Origin of the sequence: Curtobacterium sp. ME26, assembly GCF_903970945.1 — a bacterium.
Taxonomy (GTDB): domain Bacteria; phylum Actinomycetota; class Actinomycetes; order Actinomycetales; family Microbacteriaceae; genus Curtobacterium; species Curtobacterium citri.
In genome coordinates this window covers 1-16,295 of sequence record NZ_CAJCKG010000032.1, presented here as the reverse complement: position 1 = coordinate 16,295, position 16,295 = coordinate 1, and the positions used below count along the sequence as shown (strand labels likewise).

At 73.3% G+C, this 16,295-nt stretch carries 12 protein-coding genes; 5 read left to right on the top strand and 7 right to left on the bottom strand.

Annotated features, from left to right (window positions below; genetic code table 11):
* The first annotated feature begins 464 nt into the window (after window positions 1–464).
* Both H7A69_RS12440 and H7A69_RS12435 read left to right on the top strand, forming a co-directional pair.
* The gene (locus H7A69_RS12440; protein ID WP_220456250.1) at window positions 465–6,032 is read left to right on the top strand and encodes a glutamate synthase-related protein; all 5,568 of its coding nucleotides are present in this window, start codon (window positions 465–467) and stop codon (window positions 6,030–6,032) included.
* Complete coding sequence (locus H7A69_RS12435) at window positions 6,029–7,810, top strand: sulfite reductase subunit alpha (RefSeq protein ID WP_182047298.1); 1,782 nt, start codon at window positions 6,029–6,031, stop codon at window positions 7,808–7,810. Before H7A69_RS12440 ends, H7A69_RS12435 begins: the two co-directional genes overlap by 4 nt.
* Before the next feature lie 182 nt (window positions 7,811–7,992).
* On the opposite strand, the gene H7A69_RS12430 is transcribed toward H7A69_RS12435, so the two are convergent.
* From H7A69_RS12430 to mvk, 7 genes are all read right to left on the bottom strand, one after another.
* Window positions 7,993–8,160 (bottom strand): hypothetical protein, encoded by a 168-nt coding sequence (locus H7A69_RS12430; protein ID WP_182047297.1) that lies wholly within the window; start codon window positions 8,158–8,160, stop codon window positions 7,993–7,995.
* A gap of 133 nt (window positions 8,161–8,293) precedes the next feature.
* Window positions 8,294–8,677 (bottom strand): ATP-dependent DNA ligase, encoded by a 384-nt coding sequence (locus H7A69_RS12425; protein WP_069713588.1) that lies wholly within the window; start codon window positions 8,675–8,677, stop codon window positions 8,294–8,296.
* A gap of 121 nt (window positions 8,678–8,798) precedes the next feature.
* The gene (locus H7A69_RS12420; protein ID WP_182047296.1) at window positions 8,799–9,959 is read right to left on the bottom strand and encodes a hydroxymethylglutaryl-CoA synthase; all 1,161 of its coding nucleotides are present in this window, start codon (window positions 9,957–9,959) and stop codon (window positions 8,799–8,801) included.
* Window positions 9,956–11,020: a hydroxymethylglutaryl-CoA reductase gene (locus tag H7A69_RS12415; RefSeq protein ID WP_182047295.1), complete on the bottom strand. Its 1,065-nt coding sequence runs from the start codon at window positions 11,018–11,020 to the stop codon at window positions 9,956–9,958. Before H7A69_RS12415 ends, H7A69_RS12420 begins: the two co-directional genes overlap by 4 nt.
* Window positions 11,017–12,096: a phosphomevalonate kinase gene (locus tag H7A69_RS12410; protein ID WP_182047294.1), complete on the bottom strand. Its 1,080-nt coding sequence runs from the start codon at window positions 12,094–12,096 to the stop codon at window positions 11,017–11,019. The genes H7A69_RS12415 and H7A69_RS12410 overlap by 4 nt, the downstream gene beginning before the upstream one ends.
* Complete coding sequence (gene mvaD, locus H7A69_RS12405; protein WP_310648886.1) at window positions 12,093–13,100, bottom strand: diphosphomevalonate decarboxylase; 1,008 nt, start codon at window positions 13,098–13,100, stop codon at window positions 12,093–12,095. The genes H7A69_RS12410 and mvaD overlap by 4 nt, the downstream gene beginning before the upstream one ends.
* Window positions 13,100–14,089 (bottom strand): mevalonate kinase, encoded by a 990-nt coding sequence (gene mvk, locus H7A69_RS12400; RefSeq protein WP_182047292.1) that lies wholly within the window; start codon window positions 14,087–14,089, stop codon window positions 13,100–13,102. The genes mvaD and mvk overlap by 1 nt, the downstream gene beginning before the upstream one ends.
* Before the next feature lie 108 nt (window positions 14,090–14,197).
* Here mvk and H7A69_RS12395 point away from each other — a divergent pair, with 108 nt between their 5' ends.
* From H7A69_RS12395 to H7A69_RS12385, 3 genes are all read left to right on the top strand, one after another.
* On the top strand, window positions 14,198–14,671 hold the full coding sequence (locus tag H7A69_RS12395; protein ID WP_182047291.1) for a MarR family winged helix-turn-helix transcriptional regulator: 474 nt from the start codon (window positions 14,198–14,200) through the stop codon (window positions 14,669–14,671).
* 139 nt (window positions 14,672–14,810) lie between these two features.
* Window positions 14,811–15,233 carry an organic hydroperoxide resistance protein gene (locus tag H7A69_RS12390; protein ID WP_182047290.1) on the top strand — a complete coding sequence of 141 codons (423 nt, stop codon included), beginning with the start codon at window positions 14,811–14,813 and terminating at the stop codon, window positions 15,231–15,233.
* Between the two features lie 27 nt (window positions 15,234–15,260).
* Window positions 15,261–16,295 (top strand): zinc-binding dehydrogenase (locus H7A69_RS12385; protein ID WP_182047310.1); only part of this gene is annotated, 1,035 nt, incomplete at its 3' end.

Below are 16,295 nucleotides of genomic sequence, written 5' to 3'. Positions count from 1 at the left end.
AGGCGATTCCGCGGCACGAGCTGCCTTCGCTTGTTCGGGAGCAGACAGAACCGGCGGAGCACCGTGTCGCCAGCCCGGCGATGCGGTCCTCGGAAGAGCGCCCGGCGCCAGGCGCGGCGCCCGCGGCGCCAGGCGCGGCGCCCGCGCAACCGGAAGCACCCCGCGCCACGGGGTTCCGCAGCGCAACGTGCTCGTGGTTGTTCGTGAGCAGACGGAACCGTCGATGCACAGCGACGCCGGCCGGCCTGAGCGCCACCCACGGCCGGACGGGAGGCGCGTGACCGGGCCGCCACGCGCCTCCCGTCCGGCCGGTCTGTTGCACGCGCGGTATACCAAGCCGTAACATCGCCTCACCGCACCACCCCCACCGGGCCTCGACTGCCACCACCGGTCTGCCCGCGGCGAGCGCTCCACCGATGCAGCCCTGGCCGTCCGCAGCCTGCACCGCACCACTGGACCCGCCCGTGAACCCCTCCCCCTTCGGTCTCCACGACCCTGCCCGCGAGTCGAGCGACTGCGGCGTCGGCTTCATCACGCGCCTCGACGGCACCGCCTCCCACGACGTGATCGTGCGCGGCGACGAGGCGCTCTGCGCCATCCCCCACCGCGGCGGCAAGTCCGCCGAGGGCGTCGGCGACGGCGCGGGCGTGAGCATCGACCTGTCGGTGGAGTTCTTCAGCGCGATCACCGGCGAGACCCTGCGGGCCGGACACTTCGGGGTCGCGAACTGCTTCGTGCCGTCGGACGCCGACGAGCGCGCCGACGCCGAGCGGGTCGTGACGGCGGCGATCGAGCACGAGGGCCTCGTGCTCCTGCTCGTCCGCGACGTCCCGGTGGACCACTCGGTCGCGCGTCCCGAGGCCGAGCAGTACCAGCTGCCGATCGTGCAGTGGGTGTTCCGGGCCCCCGAGCACTGGACCCGCACGGAGGTCGACGCCGCGGCGAACCGCGCCCTGCTGGCGGTCGAGGCCGCCTCGTACACCCGCGCCACCGAGGAGCGCGCCCCGCACGCCGCCCTGTACCCGCTCTCGCTCAGCGCCCGGACGCAGGTCCTCAAGGGCCGGCTCAACTCCGGCGAGGTGATCGGGTACTTCACCGACCTCCGTGACCCGCGGCACTCCGTCCGCACGCTCTACTTCCACACCCGGTTCTCGACGAACACCGAGCCGCACCCGACGATGGCGCAGCCGTTCCGCCTGATGGCGCACAACGGCGAGCTCAACACGGACCGCAAGAACCGCCTGTCCGACGAGGCCTCGGCCCGTGCCCGCACGCGGAGCATCGTCCGACCGCCCGGGCAGTCGGACTCCAGCCGACTCGACCAGACCCTGCAGAGCCGCGTGTTCGACGACGGGCTGGACATCGTCGAGGCCGTCGTCACCCTCATGCCGCCCGCGTGGGAGAACGACCGCACGCTCACGCCGGCCGTGCGCGACATGCTCGAGTACCACTCGCTCTACGAGGAGAAGAACGACGGGCCCGCGGCCGTGATCTTCAGCGACGGCGACGTCGTCGGCGCCCGCCTGGACCGACTGGGGCTGCGGCCCCTGCGCACGACGCAGACGGCCGAGTACCTCATGGTGGCGTCGGAGTCCGGCCAGGTGACCTTCGCGCCGGACGAGGTCGTGCACCGCGGCCGCATCGAAGCCGGCGGCATGCTCGTCGTCGACCACCGCACGGGCTCGGTCCTGCGCACCCGCGAGGCACTCGAGGCCCTGGCCGCACGCCGGCCGTACGGCGCGCTGCTCGACGCCGCCCGCGTGGAGCTCGACGCCCTGCCCGCGCCGGCGTACGACCGGGGCACGGACACCCTCGGCTACGACGGCGACCTGTCCCTCGCCGGCCGGTACGTGGCGTACTCGCTGAACCAGGAGAGCTTCCGGTTCATGCTCGACCCGATGCTCGCGAACGGCTCCGAGCGCATCTCGGCGATGGGCTACGGCACCGCGATCAACGCCCTGAGCGACACCGAGGGCGGCATGGCGAAGTACTTCTCGCAGCGCTTCGCCCAGGTGACGAATCCGCCGCTCGACTCGATCCGCGAGGCGGACGGCATGTCGATGCGTGTGGCCCTCGGCGCCAAGCTCGAGGCGCACGGCGGGGACGCGGCGACCACGCCGACCCGTCAGATCGTCGTGCAGTCCCCCGTGCTCGGGCACCTCGACATGGTGCGCCTGCGCGACCAGACCGTCGTCCCGCTCGAGCGCTTCGCCATGCTCTACGTGCCCGTCCCCGACGACGAGCACGCGAACGCCGACGCCGTCCGCTCGGCGGTCACGGCCCTGTGCGACGCCGTCGAGGCCTTCGCCCGCACCACCGGCGGCATCGCGGTGCTGACCGACCGCGCGGTGTCCTCGACGCACGCGCCCCTGCCGGTGATCCTCGCCGTGGCCGCCGTCAACCAGCGGCTCATCGAGGCCGGACTGCGCCTGCGGCTGTCGATCGTCGCCGAGTCCGGCCAGCTGCCGTCGTCGCACCACGTGGCGACCGCCCTCGGCTTCGGGGCGTCGGCCGTGTACAGCCTGTCGGCACGGCTCCGCGCGGAGCAGCAGTACCCCGCCGACGCCGCGCCCGCCGGCGAGCGCACCGCGACGGACCTCGCACTCGCGCGGTTCCGCAAGGCCGCCGAGAAGGCCCTCGCCAAGACGATGGGCCGCGTCGGCCTGTGCACCGCGGAGAGCTACATCGGCGGCGAGTTCTTCGAGCCGAACTACCTCGACACCGGCGACGACCTGTTCGCCCGGGTCTTCCCGCACATGCAGGCCCCGGTCGGCGGTGTCGGCTTCGCCCGCATCACCCAGGCGGCGACCGAGTGGCACGAGCGCGCCCGCTCCGTGCAGACCGAGGCGCAGGTCCCGCTGCTCGGCCTGTTCAAGGAGCGCTCCGACGGCGCCGGCCACTCCTTCGGCGTCGCGAGCGTCCGCGGCTTCGGCGGCATGACCGAGGAGCGCCCGGCCTTCGAGCGCGCCGGTGACTCCGAGGCCCTGCGGCTGCTCACCCTCGGGCAGCTCGACGACGCCTTCGGCATCACCGACACCGCGTACCGGAACACCGGGTACGACCGGCTGAGCGACGCCGAGATCGACGCGCACCGCATCACCCCGGGCTACGTCACGTTCCTGCAGACCACGCACGACGAGCGCTCGCGCCGTCCCGCGGCACTCCGCGACGTCCTCGCGCTGCCCGCCGACGTCACGGGCACCGACGAGGCCGAGGACTTCGCCCGGGAGCTCGGCCGCTTCTCGACGAGCGGCAACGCCAGCATCACGGTGCGCGGCCTGTCCGGCTCGCGTCCGTCGGACGACGGCGACCAGCCGGGAGGCCCGGTGCGGTTCCGCCTGGAGCTCACGTCGACGGGGACCACCGGTGCACTGCGTCACCGGGCCCTCGCGGACGGCCTCGCGCTGCTGCACCCCGGCCAGGTCGACGTCGACGCCGTCGACGACGACCAGGTGACGCTCCGCGCCACCGGCTCCGCCGTCGCCCTGCTCACCCTGCTCGTCAGCGCCCCGGCGAGCCTCGACCTCGACGCGGTCCAGCCCGCGCACGAGATCACCCGCACCCTGGCGTCCGGCGCGATGAGCCACGGCGCCCTGGTCGCCACCGCGCACGAGGCCGTGGCGCACGGCACGAACATGGTCGGCGGCATGTCGAACTCCGGCGAGGGCGGCGAGCACCACTCCCGCTACGGCACGATCCGCGGCTCCCGCATCAAGCAGTTCGCGTCGGGCCGGTTCGGCATCTGGGCGGGCTACCTCGCCGACCCGATGCTCGAGGAGCTCGAGATCAAGATCGGCCAGGGCGCCAAGCCCGGCGAGGGCGGCCAGCTGCCCGCGCCGAAGGTCACGGTCGACATCGCCGCTGCCCGCGGGGGCACGCCGGGCGTCGAGCTCATCTCCCCGCCGCCGCACCACGACACGTACTCGATCGAGGACCTCGCGCAGCTCATCCACGACTGCAAGGCCGCCCGCGTCCGGGTCGTCGTGAAGCTCGTGTCCTCCGAGGGCATCGGCACGATCGCGGTCGGCGTCGCGAAGGCCGGTGCCGACGTCATCAACGTCGCGGGCAACACCGGTGGCACCGGCGCCGCCGCGGTCACGAGCCTGAAGTACGCGGGCCGCTCCGCCGAGATCGGGGTGGCCGAGGTGCACCAGGCCCTCGTCGCGAACGGCCTCCGGCAGAAGGTCACGCTCCGCTGCTCGGGCGCGCACCAGACCGGCTCCGACGTCGTCACGAGCGCGCTGCTCGGCGGCGACTCGTTCGAGTTCGGCACCACCGCGCTCATGATGCTCGGCTGCGTCATGGCGAAGAACTGCAACGTGAAGTGCCCGGCGGGCCTCACCACGAACGCCGAGGCCTTCGAGGGCGACCCCCGTGCCCTCGCGCAGTACCTGCTCAACATCGCGCACGACGTCCGCCAGATCCTCGCGCGCCTGGGCCTGCACTCCCTCCGCGAGGCCCGCGGTCGCACCGACCTGCTCCAGCTGCTCGACCACCCGTCGAGCGTCGGTCGGCTCGACGTCCGGAACCTGCTCGCGCAGGTGCCGGAGAAGGTCGTGACCGAGCCGGAGTACCTCGAGAAGGACTACCGGACCGACGACGCCCTGATCGAACGGGTCCGCGCCGCCCTCGTCGACGGCCACGAGCACACGCTCGTCGTCGACGGCGTGCACCTCGGCAACGCGGACAAGTCGGTCGGCGGGCAGCTCGGCATCGACGTCGAGCGGATCCTCAACCACGAGCTGCGCGGCGTCGACCTGTCCGCACACCCGGCGATCGCCACCGACGACCGGGGTCGACGACGCCTGGTCGACGGCGCGGTCACGATCCGCACGAGCGGGTCCGCCGGACAGTCCTACGGCGTCTTCACGAACGACGGCGTCACCCTCGAGCACACCGGCACCGCGAACGACGGGGTCGGCAAGAGCCAGTCCGGCGGCCGCATCGTCGTCCGTGCCCCCGGCGGCGGCAGCGCCGAGCGGGGCGGGAACGTCCTCGTCGGCAACTTCGCGCTGTTCGGCGCGACCGGTGGTCGCACGTTCGTCGAGGGCGAGGCAGGCGACCGGTTCGCGGTGCGCAACTCCGGCGCGAGCGCGGTCGTCGAGGGCCTCGGTGACTTCGGCTGCGAGTACATGACGGGCGGCGCGGTGCTCAACCTCGGCGGCTTCGGCAAGGGCCTCGGCAACGGGATGTCCGGCGGGTTCCTGTACCAGTACGACCCGACGGGCGAGGTGGTGGACCGGGCGAGCACCGACTCGCTCCTGGTGTTCCCGGTGACCGAGACCGAGCGCGGCGCGTTCCACGAGGCGGCCGCCCGGCTGCTGCTCGAGTGGCACCTGGAGGCCACCGGCTCCGCACTGGCCGCGCGCCTGCTCGCCGAGTGGGAGACGGCCCGCGAGCACGTGTTCGTCGGCATGCCGCGCGCGCTCCTGCTCACCCAGGACGCCGACGCGATCCTCGCCGCGGCGACCCGCTCCGAGCTCCTCGACGAGCTCGCGTCCTCCGTCGCCACGGACAAGCTCCGCGCGTTCAAGACGGACTACCGCGACCGCCGCACGGTGCTCGACGGGCGTGCCCCCGCGCTGGGTGACCAGGGCGAGGACACGTTTTCGCTGCTGTCGTCGTACACGGTGCTCGGCGTCGCCCAGGACGTCGCACGCGAGCGCGTGCCCGGCGCCGCGGCGGGCGACCCCCGGCTCAGCGAGGCGGTGCGGAACCTCGTGCTGACCGAGGACTTCCAGGTGAGGCAGCGCGTCGTGAAGTACCTCCGCGGCACGCTCGACGCCTTCGCCGACGACGAGCTCGCGACCCTCATCGCCGTCAAGCGGCTCGACGACGCCAAGCGGGCGTTCGCGCAGCGGAACAACCGCAGCTCGGACGCACCCGGCACCACGGGGTGGATCATGCACCAGAACGCCAAGAACGACGGCCGCCGACGTGCCGCCCGGTTCGACGAGCTCCTGGCGACGGCGGCCCTCGAGGACATCGCACGCCGCGCCGTGCCCGCGACGGCCGAGGCGGTGACGGCATGACGAACCTGCCGCCCACCGGGTCGCTCATCCCGGTCGACGCCCCGTTCTCCGCCGCGCAGGAGTCCTGGCTCGCCGGGTTCCTCGCGGGCATCGCCGCCGCGGGGAAGCGCTCCGCGTCGCCCGCCCCGACGACGACCGTCGACGTGCTGTTCGGTACCCAGACGGGCAACGCGGAGCTCCTCGCCGAGGACCTCGTCGCCGGCGCCCGGGCACGCGGGCTCGGCGGTCGGGCCACCCCGCTCGACGCCGTCTCCCCGGAGCCGCTCGCGGGCATGTCGCACGTGCTCGTCGTGACCTCGACGTACGGCGAGGGCGAGATGCCCGACAACGCCGGCCTCTTCTGGGAGGCCCTGCAGGCCACGACCGTGCCGCGGCTCGAGGGCCTGCGGTACGCGGTCCTCGGGCTCGGCGACACGAGCTACGACGAGTTCTGCCAGGCGGGCAAGCTGCTCGACCTGCGCCTCGAGCAGCTCGGCGCGACACGGGTCCACGACCGCGTCGACTGCGACGTCGACTACGAGGACCCGGCCGCGCTGTGGAGCGCCGCCGTCCTCGACCGCCTGGCCGCCGAGGCGGGCGCGACCGGAGCGCCCGTGGGGTCGGGCGCGACCACCGGCACGACCGTGACCGGCGGGGCGGGCGTGAGCCGTGCCTCCCGGCCGGGCGCACAGTGGAACAAGCGCAACCCCTACCCGGCGCGGCTCGTCGAGAACCGCCTGCTCTCGTCACCGGGCAGCGCGAAGGAGATCCGGCACCTCGAGTTCGACCTCGGCGACTCCGGGATCACGTACGCCGCCGGTGACGCCCTCGCGGTCGTGCCGCACAACGACCCGGCGCTCGTCGACCGGCTGCTCGAGCACCTCGGAGCCGACGGCTCCGCGCTGTTCGACGGGCGGCCGCTGACCGACGTCCTGCGCGTGGACCGGGAGATCCGGACGCCGTCGAAGGACCTCGTCGCCGACCTCGTGCAGCGGGCACCCGCGTCGGAGCTCGCGGCCGTCGTCGCCCACGGCGACAAGCAGGAGCTCGACCGGTGGCTCTGGGGCCGCGACGTCCTCGACCTGCTCCGGGACGCCGGCGACGCCGCCCCGTCGCTCGACGAGCTGCTGCCGAACCTCCGCGGCCTGCAGGCGCGGCAGTACTCGATCTCGTCGAGTCCGCTCGCGCACCCGGACCGGGTCCACCTGACGATCGCGAGCGTCCGGTACGGCGACGCCCGACGCGCGCACGGCGGGGTCGCCTCGACGTACCTGGCCGACCGCGTGCGCGCCGACGGCGAGGTCGGCGTGTACCTGCAGCCGAACGCGGCCTTCGGGGTCCCCGCGGACGACTCGGCGCCGATGGTCATGATCGGCCCGGGCACCGGCGTCGCACCGTTCCGCGGGTTCCTGCACGAGCGGGCAGCCTCGGGTGCGACCGGTCGCAACTGGCTGTTCTTCGGCGACCAGCACCGGGCGACCGACTTCGTGTACGAGGACGAGCTGACGGCGTTCCGCGAGTCGGGCGTGCTCGACCGGCTCGACCTGGCGTTCTCGCGGGACCAGGCCGAGAAGGTCTACGTCCAGACGCGGATGCGGGAGCAGGCCGCGGAGCTGTACCGGTGGCTCGAGGACGGGGCGTCCGTGTACGTGTGCGGCGACGCCTCCCGGATGGCGAAGGACGTCGAGCAGGCCCTGCTCGACGTGGTCGCGAGCCAGCGCGGGCGTGGTGACGACGACGCACAGGCGTACCTGGCCGACCTGCGGCGCGGCGGGCGCTACGTCCGCGACGTGTACTGAGGCGCCGACGGGCCCCGGCCTGCCCGGTCAGGACGGGCGTACCTGGTCAGAACGGGCGTACCTGATCGACCCGAACGGTCAGGTACGCCCGATCTCACCAGGCACCACACGCGTGATGGGAAGGAACGGGCGCCCCGGCCGCCGGAGGGGGAACGACGACCGGGGCGCGGGAGGGCGCACCGTCACCCGGTGACGGCCGGCGCGTCCGCATCGTCGTCGACGAAGAAGTCCGAGTACAGCGTGCACCCGTCCGGCTCGACGAGGAGGCCCCTGATCCAGACCTCGTGCCGACCCCCCGCGGCGACGACCGTCCCGACACGGTCGTCGTGCGTGCTCTCCGTCGCGGACATGCGGTTCCCTCCCCCACGGTCCCTGCGTCGCGGCGCCCTGTCGCCGTCTCGGGGACGCACGGACCCGCGGTACCGGCAGGCTACGGAGACGACCCCGGCCCCGGGTACCCGTTGACCCGGGCCCCCCGGCGTGCTACTCGGTGTCGCCGGCGCTGGAGGACGGCACACCACCCGGCACCACGGCCTGCGACCACGCCGAGTCGTCGGCCGTGCTCGTGTCCGGCGGCTCCGGCGTCAGCACGAGCCCCGCTCCCGACGTCGCGGCGGCGTACAGGTCCTCGAGCCAGCTGCGGTTGATGGCGGGCACGCGACTGCCGCCGAACGTGAAGCGGAGGCTGACGTTCGGGTGGAGCCAGATCGAGCTCCGGCCGTCGCCGTGCAGCACGTCGTCCTTCCACGAGAACACGAAGCGGTGGTCCCGCCGGAGCATGTTCACGATGACGATCTGCAGGTGTGTGAGTGCGCGGTCGTCGACCCGGAGGTCGAGCACCTCGCCGTCGTAGATGAGCTGACCCATGAGGATCCTTCTACACCTGGCCGGTTGTCGCGACCCGACCGACCGACGGACGGGAGGCGCGTGGCGACCCCGCCACGCGCCTCCCGTCCGTCCGCGACCGCGTCGGGCAGCCGCCGGTCGCTCAGTCCCGACCGGTCGCCTCGTACTGCCGCGCTCCGCCACGCACCCCGGCGAACCGGTACGGCGCGGTGGTGACCCGGGGACGCTCGACGTCCACGCTCGTCGCCGCACCGGCGGCGTGCAGCTCGCGGTAGGCCTCGACGGTCAGCCGCTCGCGGGTGTCGAGCAGGGCGCGCACGCGGCCCTGGCGACGGTGGTCGCGGTGATCGGGGCGGACGATCCCGGTGATGAGCTCCCCGACGCTGCCCGATCCGTAGCTGAACAGCGCGATCCGCTCTCCCGCCAGGTCGTCGTCGAGGTCGAGGAGCGCCGCGAGGCCGATCCAGAGCGACGCGGTGTAGGTGTTGCCCGTCTGCTTGTTGTAGGTGAAGCCCACCGCGAGCTCGGACTCGTCGAAGGGCGCCCCGACGTGCTGCGTGAGCTTCCGGTGCGCCTTGAGCGCCATCTTCGTGAACGGCTGGTGGTGCACGAACCGCACGATGTCCTCGTACGCCGGGCCGCCCTGCGCGGCCAGGTCGTCCCAGGCCCCGACGAAGGCGTCGACGTAGGCGCTCACCGACAGCCGGCCGTCGACGAGTGCGGTCGAGCGGTCGTTCGGCCGCCAGAAGTCGTCGACGTCGGCGGTGAAGACGCCCGCGGCCGGTTCGATCTCGACGAGGTCCGGGTCGGCGGACACCAGGATCGCGGCGGCGCCGGCGCCCTGCGTGGGCTCGGCGGCGGTGTCGACGTCGTAGCGCGCGACGTCCGCGGCGATGACGAGCACGCGCTCGTGCGGGGCGCGGGCGATGATGCCGAGGGCGAGCTGCACGGCGGCGGTCCCGCCGTAGCAGGCCTGCTTCAGCTCGACCACGCGGACGTTGTGCGGCAGGCCGAGCAACCCGTGCACGTAGACGCCGGCGGCCTTCGACTGGTCGACGCCGGACTCGGTCGCGAAGAGCACCGTGCGGATGCCCTCGACGCCGTGGCGGTCGATGACCTCCTTCGCGGCGGCGGCGCCCATCGTGACGATGTCCTCGTCGGGGGCGGGCACGCTGAAGGCGTCCTGCCCGATGCCGACGTGGTACTTGGCCGGGTCGACGCCGAGGCGCTCGGCCAGGTCGTCGAGCTCGAGCACGTGGTGGCCGGTCGCGATCGCGATGTCGTGGATGCCGATGCCGCTCATGCCGCACCTCCTGCGGGCTTGGCTCCGCGGCGCTCCATGGCGACGTGCGCCGCCATGAGTTCCCCGGGGTTGGTCTGTGCGGCGAGCAGGGACAGCTCGCCGCAGAGCACCGTCGCCGCGCACAGGGCGGCGAGGCGTCGGGCGTTGGCACCGGGCTCACGGTCCTCGCGGCAGCCGAGGCGCACGAGGGCGTCCTCGACGACGGGCAGGTCGCCGCCCTTGCCGTTGCCGACCGTGCCGACGATGAGGTGCGGCAGCGCGGTGGAGAAGTACAGGTCGTCACCGCGGGCCTCGGCGTAGGTGATGCCCTGCGAGCCCTCGACGATGTTCGCGGCGTCCTGCCCGGTGGCCAGGTAGAAGCCGAGCAGCATGTTCGCGTAGTGCGCGTTGGCGGAGCGCAGGGCCCCGGCGATGGTCGAGCCGACCAGGTTCTTCGCGACGTTGAGCTCGGCGATCTTCGCCGGCGTGGATCGCAGACGCTTCTCGACGATCTCACCCGGGATGACGATCTCGGCGATCGTGTTCCGACCGCGCCCGCGGATGCCGTTCACCGCGGTGGCCTTCTTGTCCGTGCAGAAGTTGCCCGAGACGCTGACGTACCGCAGCCCCGGCTCCCACGCCAGGATCGCCGGCAGCAGCTTGTCCGCCGCCTGCGTCACCATGTTGTGCCCGGACGCGTCACCCGTGGTGAACGCGAAGCGCAGGAAGAGCAGGTCGCCGACGATCTCGGGGTGCACCTCGATGAGCTTCGCGAAGCGGCTCTGCCCGGCGACGAGCTGCTCGAGCTCGTCCTGCCGCGCCAGGATGCGGCCGGCGGCGATGTGCGCCGCGGCGGCGCTGTCGGCCTTCACCACGACGGAGCGGGTCATGCGCTCGTCGACGACGGTCGCGACGATGCCGCCCTCGACCATCCTCGACACACGGGCACCGCGACCGACGGACGGCCACAGCGGCGACTCGTACGTGGCGAGGGGCACCTCGTGCTCGCCCTCCACGGCGTTGCCGCTCACGCGGATCGGCCCCACCCACCTCGTGGGGATCGGGGTCAGCAGGTCGGTCATTCGACGCTCCCTTCGGGTGCTTGCACCGCGACGCTGAGGTGTCTGATGTCGTGCGCCTCCCAGGCGCGGTGAATGCCGGCGAGGTCGGTGTCCGCCGGGACGAGCGCGATGCCGCAGTCGCCACCGCCGGCGCCGGACGGCTTCGCCGCCCCGCCGGCCGACTCGACCACGTCGCACAGGGTGGCGAGCCGCTCGGTCTCGATCTGCGAGCCGACCGAGGTGCCGAGCCGCTGCAGGAGCGTGCGGGCACGGCGCAGGGCGTCGAGCGTCGTCGCCGCGTCGCCGGTCTGGAGGCCCGTGGTCAGGTCGTCGACGCAGGCGCGGCTGTCGTCGAGGAACGCCTGGTACCCGCCGTTGCGGTGCTTCCGGACCACGCTGACGAGCTTCGTCGTCGACGCCGGGGAGCCGGTCCAGCCGACGAGGAGCTCGAGGTCCGCCGGCGCGGGCAGGCGCTGCACGTCGAAGCCCGACCACGCGTCGGCGTCGGCCAGGACGTCGGTCACCGAGTGGTGGTCGAGCACGCCCGCGAGCCGCTCGCGGTCCGGCGCGCTGTAGCGGAGCCAGCCGCCGAACGTGCTCGCGGCGAGGTCGCCGCCGGACGCCCGCGGGTTGACCCGGATGGTGGCGAGCAGGGCGACCCGGAAGCGGTCGCGCTGCGAGAGGCCGATGCCGTAGAAGCGGTCGAGCGCACCGACGGTGGCGACGGTCACGGCGGCCGACGACCCGAGCCCGAACTTCCGGCCGCTGGCGTCGTCGAGCTGGCTCTCGATCCGCAGGTCGTGGAAGCGCGGGGCGATCCCCCGTTCGGCGCGGAGCTTCTCGACCAGGTCGATCGTCGCCATCACGTAGTCGTAGGGGTGGTGCTCGCGGTCGAGCGCCAGTCCGTCCTCGTCGCGGGTCCAGGTGAGCGGGAGGTGCCCGTACTCCTCGGAGTGCACGCTGCCCGCGCCGTGTCCCTCGGCGACGCGGGCGGTGATGGCCCGGTCGAGGGCGATGAGCACGGACGGCTGCCCGGGCTCGACGACGGCGTACTCGCCCGCGACGAACAGCTTGCCGTGGGCGCGGAACTCGATCACTCGGCGGTCTCCTCCGGTCGGACGGCACCCGCTCCGGGTGCCTCCGTCCCTTCGGAGCGGACCACGCGCGCGCCTGGTCCGGTGCCCGACTCGATGACCTCGCCGAGCCCCTCCAGCGCGGCGGCGACCACCCCGCGGTCCTCGGGCTTCGTGAGCACGACCACGTTCGGGCCGGCGTCGGCCGTGGCGTACGCCTCGGTGCCCGACGCCCGCAGCTCGGCGACCGCGTCGAAGACGGCGACGCTGCGGGCGTTCAGGTAGCGGATGGGCGGGAAGGCGCCCTCGATGGTGGCGTGCATGCGGAGAGCGTTGCTCTCCGTGAGCTCACCGATGCGGGTGAAGTCCCCCGCGGCGCAGGCGTCGAGCATCTCCCCGACGGTCTCGGTCGTCGACGTCACCCACGCCGGGTAGAACGGCGAGGTCGCGATCGTGCGTCGCATCGCCTCGCGCGATCCGATCGCCTTCTCGCCGGCGGAGATCGTCACGACGACCATGGCCATCGGCGGTGCGGGGATGCGCTCGGCGTACGAGCCCTGGTCGTCCCCGGCGTGCCAGACCGACACCCCGCCCGGGATCGACCGCGTGGCCGAGCCGGAACCGCGACGGGCCAGGCGGGAGAGGTCGCGTTCGGACAGGTCGAGTCCGTACGCGGCGGCGGCGGCCGTCGCGAGGGCCGCGAAGCCGGAGGCGCTCGACGCGAGTCCCGCGCCCGTGGGCACGGTGTTCACCGTCTCGACCTGGGCGTGCGTCGTCGAACCGGCGAGGTCGCGCACGAGCTCGAGGAACTGCTGCGCCCGGACCAGGGCACCCTCCGGTGCCGCGGTGCCGTTGAGCACGAGGGAGTCCGCGGTGGCCGAGCCGTCGAGCGTCACGGTCGTCGTCGTCGGGAAGACGTCGAGGCCCATCGACACGCTGCCGGTCGCGGGCAGGGCGAGCTGCGCGTCGGCCTTGCCCCAGTACTTCACGAGCGCGATGTTGGGGTGCGCGACGGCGGTGGCGGTCATCAAGCGCGGGCTCCGATCGTGGTGGTCCAGGTCTCCGTCGCGCCGGCGTCGCGGAGTGCGGCGGCCACGCGGTCGGCGTGCTCCCCGTCCGCGACGAGCGCGAGGACGCATCCGCCGCGCCCACCGCCGGTGAGCTTCGCGCCGAGGGCGTCCGCACGGCGTGCGGCGTCGACGAGCCGGTCGAGGTCCGTGCTCGACAAGTCGAGTTCGGAGAGCAGTTCGTGCGCGGCGTCCATCGTGGCACCGAGGGCCTGGGCATCGCCATCCACGAGCGTCCCCCGTGCGCGTCGGGCGAGGTCGCCGATCGCCGCGACGACCGCGTCGACGGCCTGCGGGTCGCGGTCGTGTCGTTCGCGGACGGCGGTCACGGCCTCGCGCGTGTGGCCCGGGACACCGGTGTCGGCGACGACGAACGTGAAGGCGGCGCCGAGCGGCACGGGCTCGACGAGGCCGTCCTCGAACCAGACGGGGACGTCCGCCACGACCCCGCGGGCGTCGAGGCCGGACGGCCGACCGTGCGCGACGCGCTCGCACTCCTGCACGAGCTCGTGGTGCTCCTCGGGGTCGAGCGTGCGCCCGAAGACGTCGGCCACGGCGGCGGTGACGGCAGCGGCGACCGCGGCGCTCGAACCCATCCCCCGCGCGGTGGGGACGGCGCTGTCGACCCGGACGTGCAGGTGCTGGTCAGGGACCCCGAGGTGGCGCAGGGTGGCGGTGACGGCCGTCACCGTCGGCAGGACGGCCGCGGGCGCGGTGTCGAGCGGCCCGGTGTGCACGGTCGACTCGAGCCGGCTGCCGGCGTCGGGCTCCACGGGCGTCGCGGTCGCCGTGACCCGGACGTCGAGCACGGGGAGCACGAGCGCGGGTACGCCGTACACCACGGCGTGCTCGCCGATCAGGATCGTCTTGCCGTGGGACGACGCGGTCCCGGTGCGGAGGGGGGTTCCGGCTCCGGGGATCGCGGTGCTGTCGGTGTCGTGGTTGGTCATCGTGGCTCGCGTCAGCCTATCCGGAGCCACCGACCCGGCGTGCGCCGCGCACATCGCCGATCTGCCGGTTGAGTTGTGCACAACCTGGTTGCGTGCAACACTGAGGACATGCCGGTGACCGACGAGATGGTGTGCTTCTCGCTCTACGCGGCGTCCCGGGCGACCACGCAGGCGTACCGCGCGCTGCTCGAGCCCTGGGGACTCACGTACCCGCAGTACCTCGTCCTCGTCACGCTGTGGATCGAGGGCGACCAGACCGTCTCGGGCCTCGGCGACCACCTGCAGCTCGACTCGGGCACGCTCTCCCCACTCCTCCGCCGGATGGAGCAGGCAGACCTCGTCCGCCGCGAGCGTCGGAGCACCGACGAGCGCATCGTCACCGTGACCCTCGGCGCACGCGGCCGGTCGATCCGTCCCGAGCTGGCACACGTCCCCGCGGCGATCGCGGCCGGCATGGGCCTGCACGACGAACGGTCGGCGCTCGAGCTCATCGCGACCCTGCAACGGCTGACCGCCACGATGCACGCGGCGGAACCCGCGCCCGCGCCACCGGCCGCGCCCGCGCGCCGAGGCTCGCCCTAGCGGACAGTTTCGCGGCCCCCGAGCCGCGAAAGCGTCCGCCGAGCCGAGCCTCGGCGCCGCCACCTCCGCGCCGGAGCCGAGCCTCGGCGCCGCCGCAGCACCGGCCCACTGACCCCCACGAAGGAAGGAAGGACCCCACATGGACGTCCTCTACACCGCAGAAGCGCTCTCCACGGGCGAGGGCCGCAACGGCCACGTCGCCACCAGCGACGGCCGCGTCGACCTCGACATGGCGATCCCGAAGGACATGGGCGGCTCCGGCAGCGGCGCGAACCCCGAGCAGCTCTTCGCCGCCGGCTACGCCGCGTGCTTCCACTCCGCGCTGCAGGGCGTCGCCCGTGCGCAGAAGGTCAAGGTCACCGACTCGTCCGTCGGCGGCCGCGTGCAGATCGGCCCGAACGGCCAGGGCGGCTTCCAGCTCGCCGTCATGCTCGAGGTCGTCATCCCCGGCATGGAGCACGACCAGGCGCAGGCCCTCGCGGACGCCGCGCACCAGGTCTGCCCGTACTCGAACGCCACGCGCGGCAACATCGACGTCACCATCGTCGTCTCGGAGGACTGACCCGTGACCGACACCACCCCCACCATTATGCGCGCCGTCGTCCACGAGACCTTCGGTGAGCCCGCCGACGTCCTGACCGTGGCCGAGCGCCCGGTCCCGCAGCCTGGCCCCGGGCAGGTGCTCGTCCGCACGGTCCTCTCCCCCATCCACAACCACGACCTGTGGACCATCCGCGGCACCTACGGCTTCAAGCCGGACCTGCCCGCCGCCAGCGGCACCGAGGCACTCGGGGTCGTCGAGGCGCTCGGCGAGGGCGTCGACCGCCTGCAGGTCGGCCAGCGCGTCGCCGGCGGCACGTTCGGCGTCTGGGCCGAGTACTACGTCGCCGACGCCGCCGGGCTCGTCCCGGTGCCGGACGCGATGCCCGACGAGGCCGCGTCACAGCTCGTGTCGATGCCGTTCAGCGCCATCAGCCTGCTGCACTCGCTCGACCTGCACGAGGGCGACTGGATCATCCAGAACGCCGCGAACGGTGCCGTCGGCCGCATGGTCGCACAGCTCGGGAAGGCCCGTGGCATCAACGTCATCGGCCTGGTCCGTCGCGCCGAGGGCGTCGAGGAGCTCCGCGAGCAGGGCATCGACCGCATCGTCGCCACCGACTCGGAGGGCTGGCAGGACCAGGTCCGCGAGCTCACCGGCGGCGCCCCGATCGTCGCCGGCGTCGAGTCCGTCGGCGGGAAGGCCGCCGGCGACATCGCCTCGGTCATGGGCGAGAACGGCACGCTCGTCGTCTTCGGCGCCATGGCGTCGCCGACGCTCGAGATCCCGTCGGGCAAGGTCATCTTCGGCCAGCTCACCGTCAAGGGCTTCTGGGGCGCGGTCGTCAGCAAGACCATGCCCGCCGAGCTCAAGGGCCAGCTCTTCGGCGAGCTCATCACGCGCGTGCTCGACGGCTCGCTGACGCTCCCCGTCTCGGAGACCTTCGTCTTCGAGGACATGCGCGCCGAAGCGGATCGACAGCTTGTCCGCCGAGATGAGCGTCTGCACGCTGCGGAGGTCGGTGAAGGGCGGGAACACCGCGACCTCGACGTCGTCGTGGTCGTGGCGGGCGTCCTTCAACGT

Coding starts and splice junctions, on each gene's coding strand:
- H7A69_RS12435 (WP_182047298.1), top strand. CDS start 6,029: ATGACGAACCTGCCGCCCACCGGGTCGCTCATCCCGGTCGACGCCCCG.
- H7A69_RS12430 (WP_182047297.1), bottom strand. CDS start 8,160: ATGTCCGCGACGGAGAGCACGCACGACGACCGTGTCGGGACGGTCGTC.
- H7A69_RS12425 (WP_069713588.1), bottom strand. CDS start 8,677: ATGGGTCAGCTCATCTACGACGGCGAGGTGCTCGACCTCCGGGTCGAC.
- H7A69_RS12420 (WP_182047296.1), bottom strand. CDS start 9,959: ATGAGCGGCATCGGCATCCACGACATCGCGATCGCGACCGGCCACCAC.
- H7A69_RS12415 (WP_182047295.1), bottom strand. CDS start 11,020: ATGACCGACCTGCTGACCCCGATCCCCACGAGGTGGGTGGGGCCGATC.
- mvaD (WP_310648886.1), bottom strand. CDS start 13,100: ATGACCGCCACCGCCGTCGCGCACCCCAACATCGCGCTCGTGAAGTAC.
- mvk (WP_182047292.1), bottom strand. CDS start 14,089: ATGACCAACCACGACACCGACAGCACCGCGATCCCCGGAGCCGGAACC.
- H7A69_RS12395 (WP_182047291.1), top strand. CDS start 14,198: ATGCCGGTGACCGACGAGATGGTGTGCTTCTCGCTCTACGCGGCGTCC.
- H7A69_RS12390 (WP_182047290.1), top strand. CDS start 14,811: ATGGACGTCCTCTACACCGCAGAAGCGCTCTCCACGGGCGAGGGCCGC.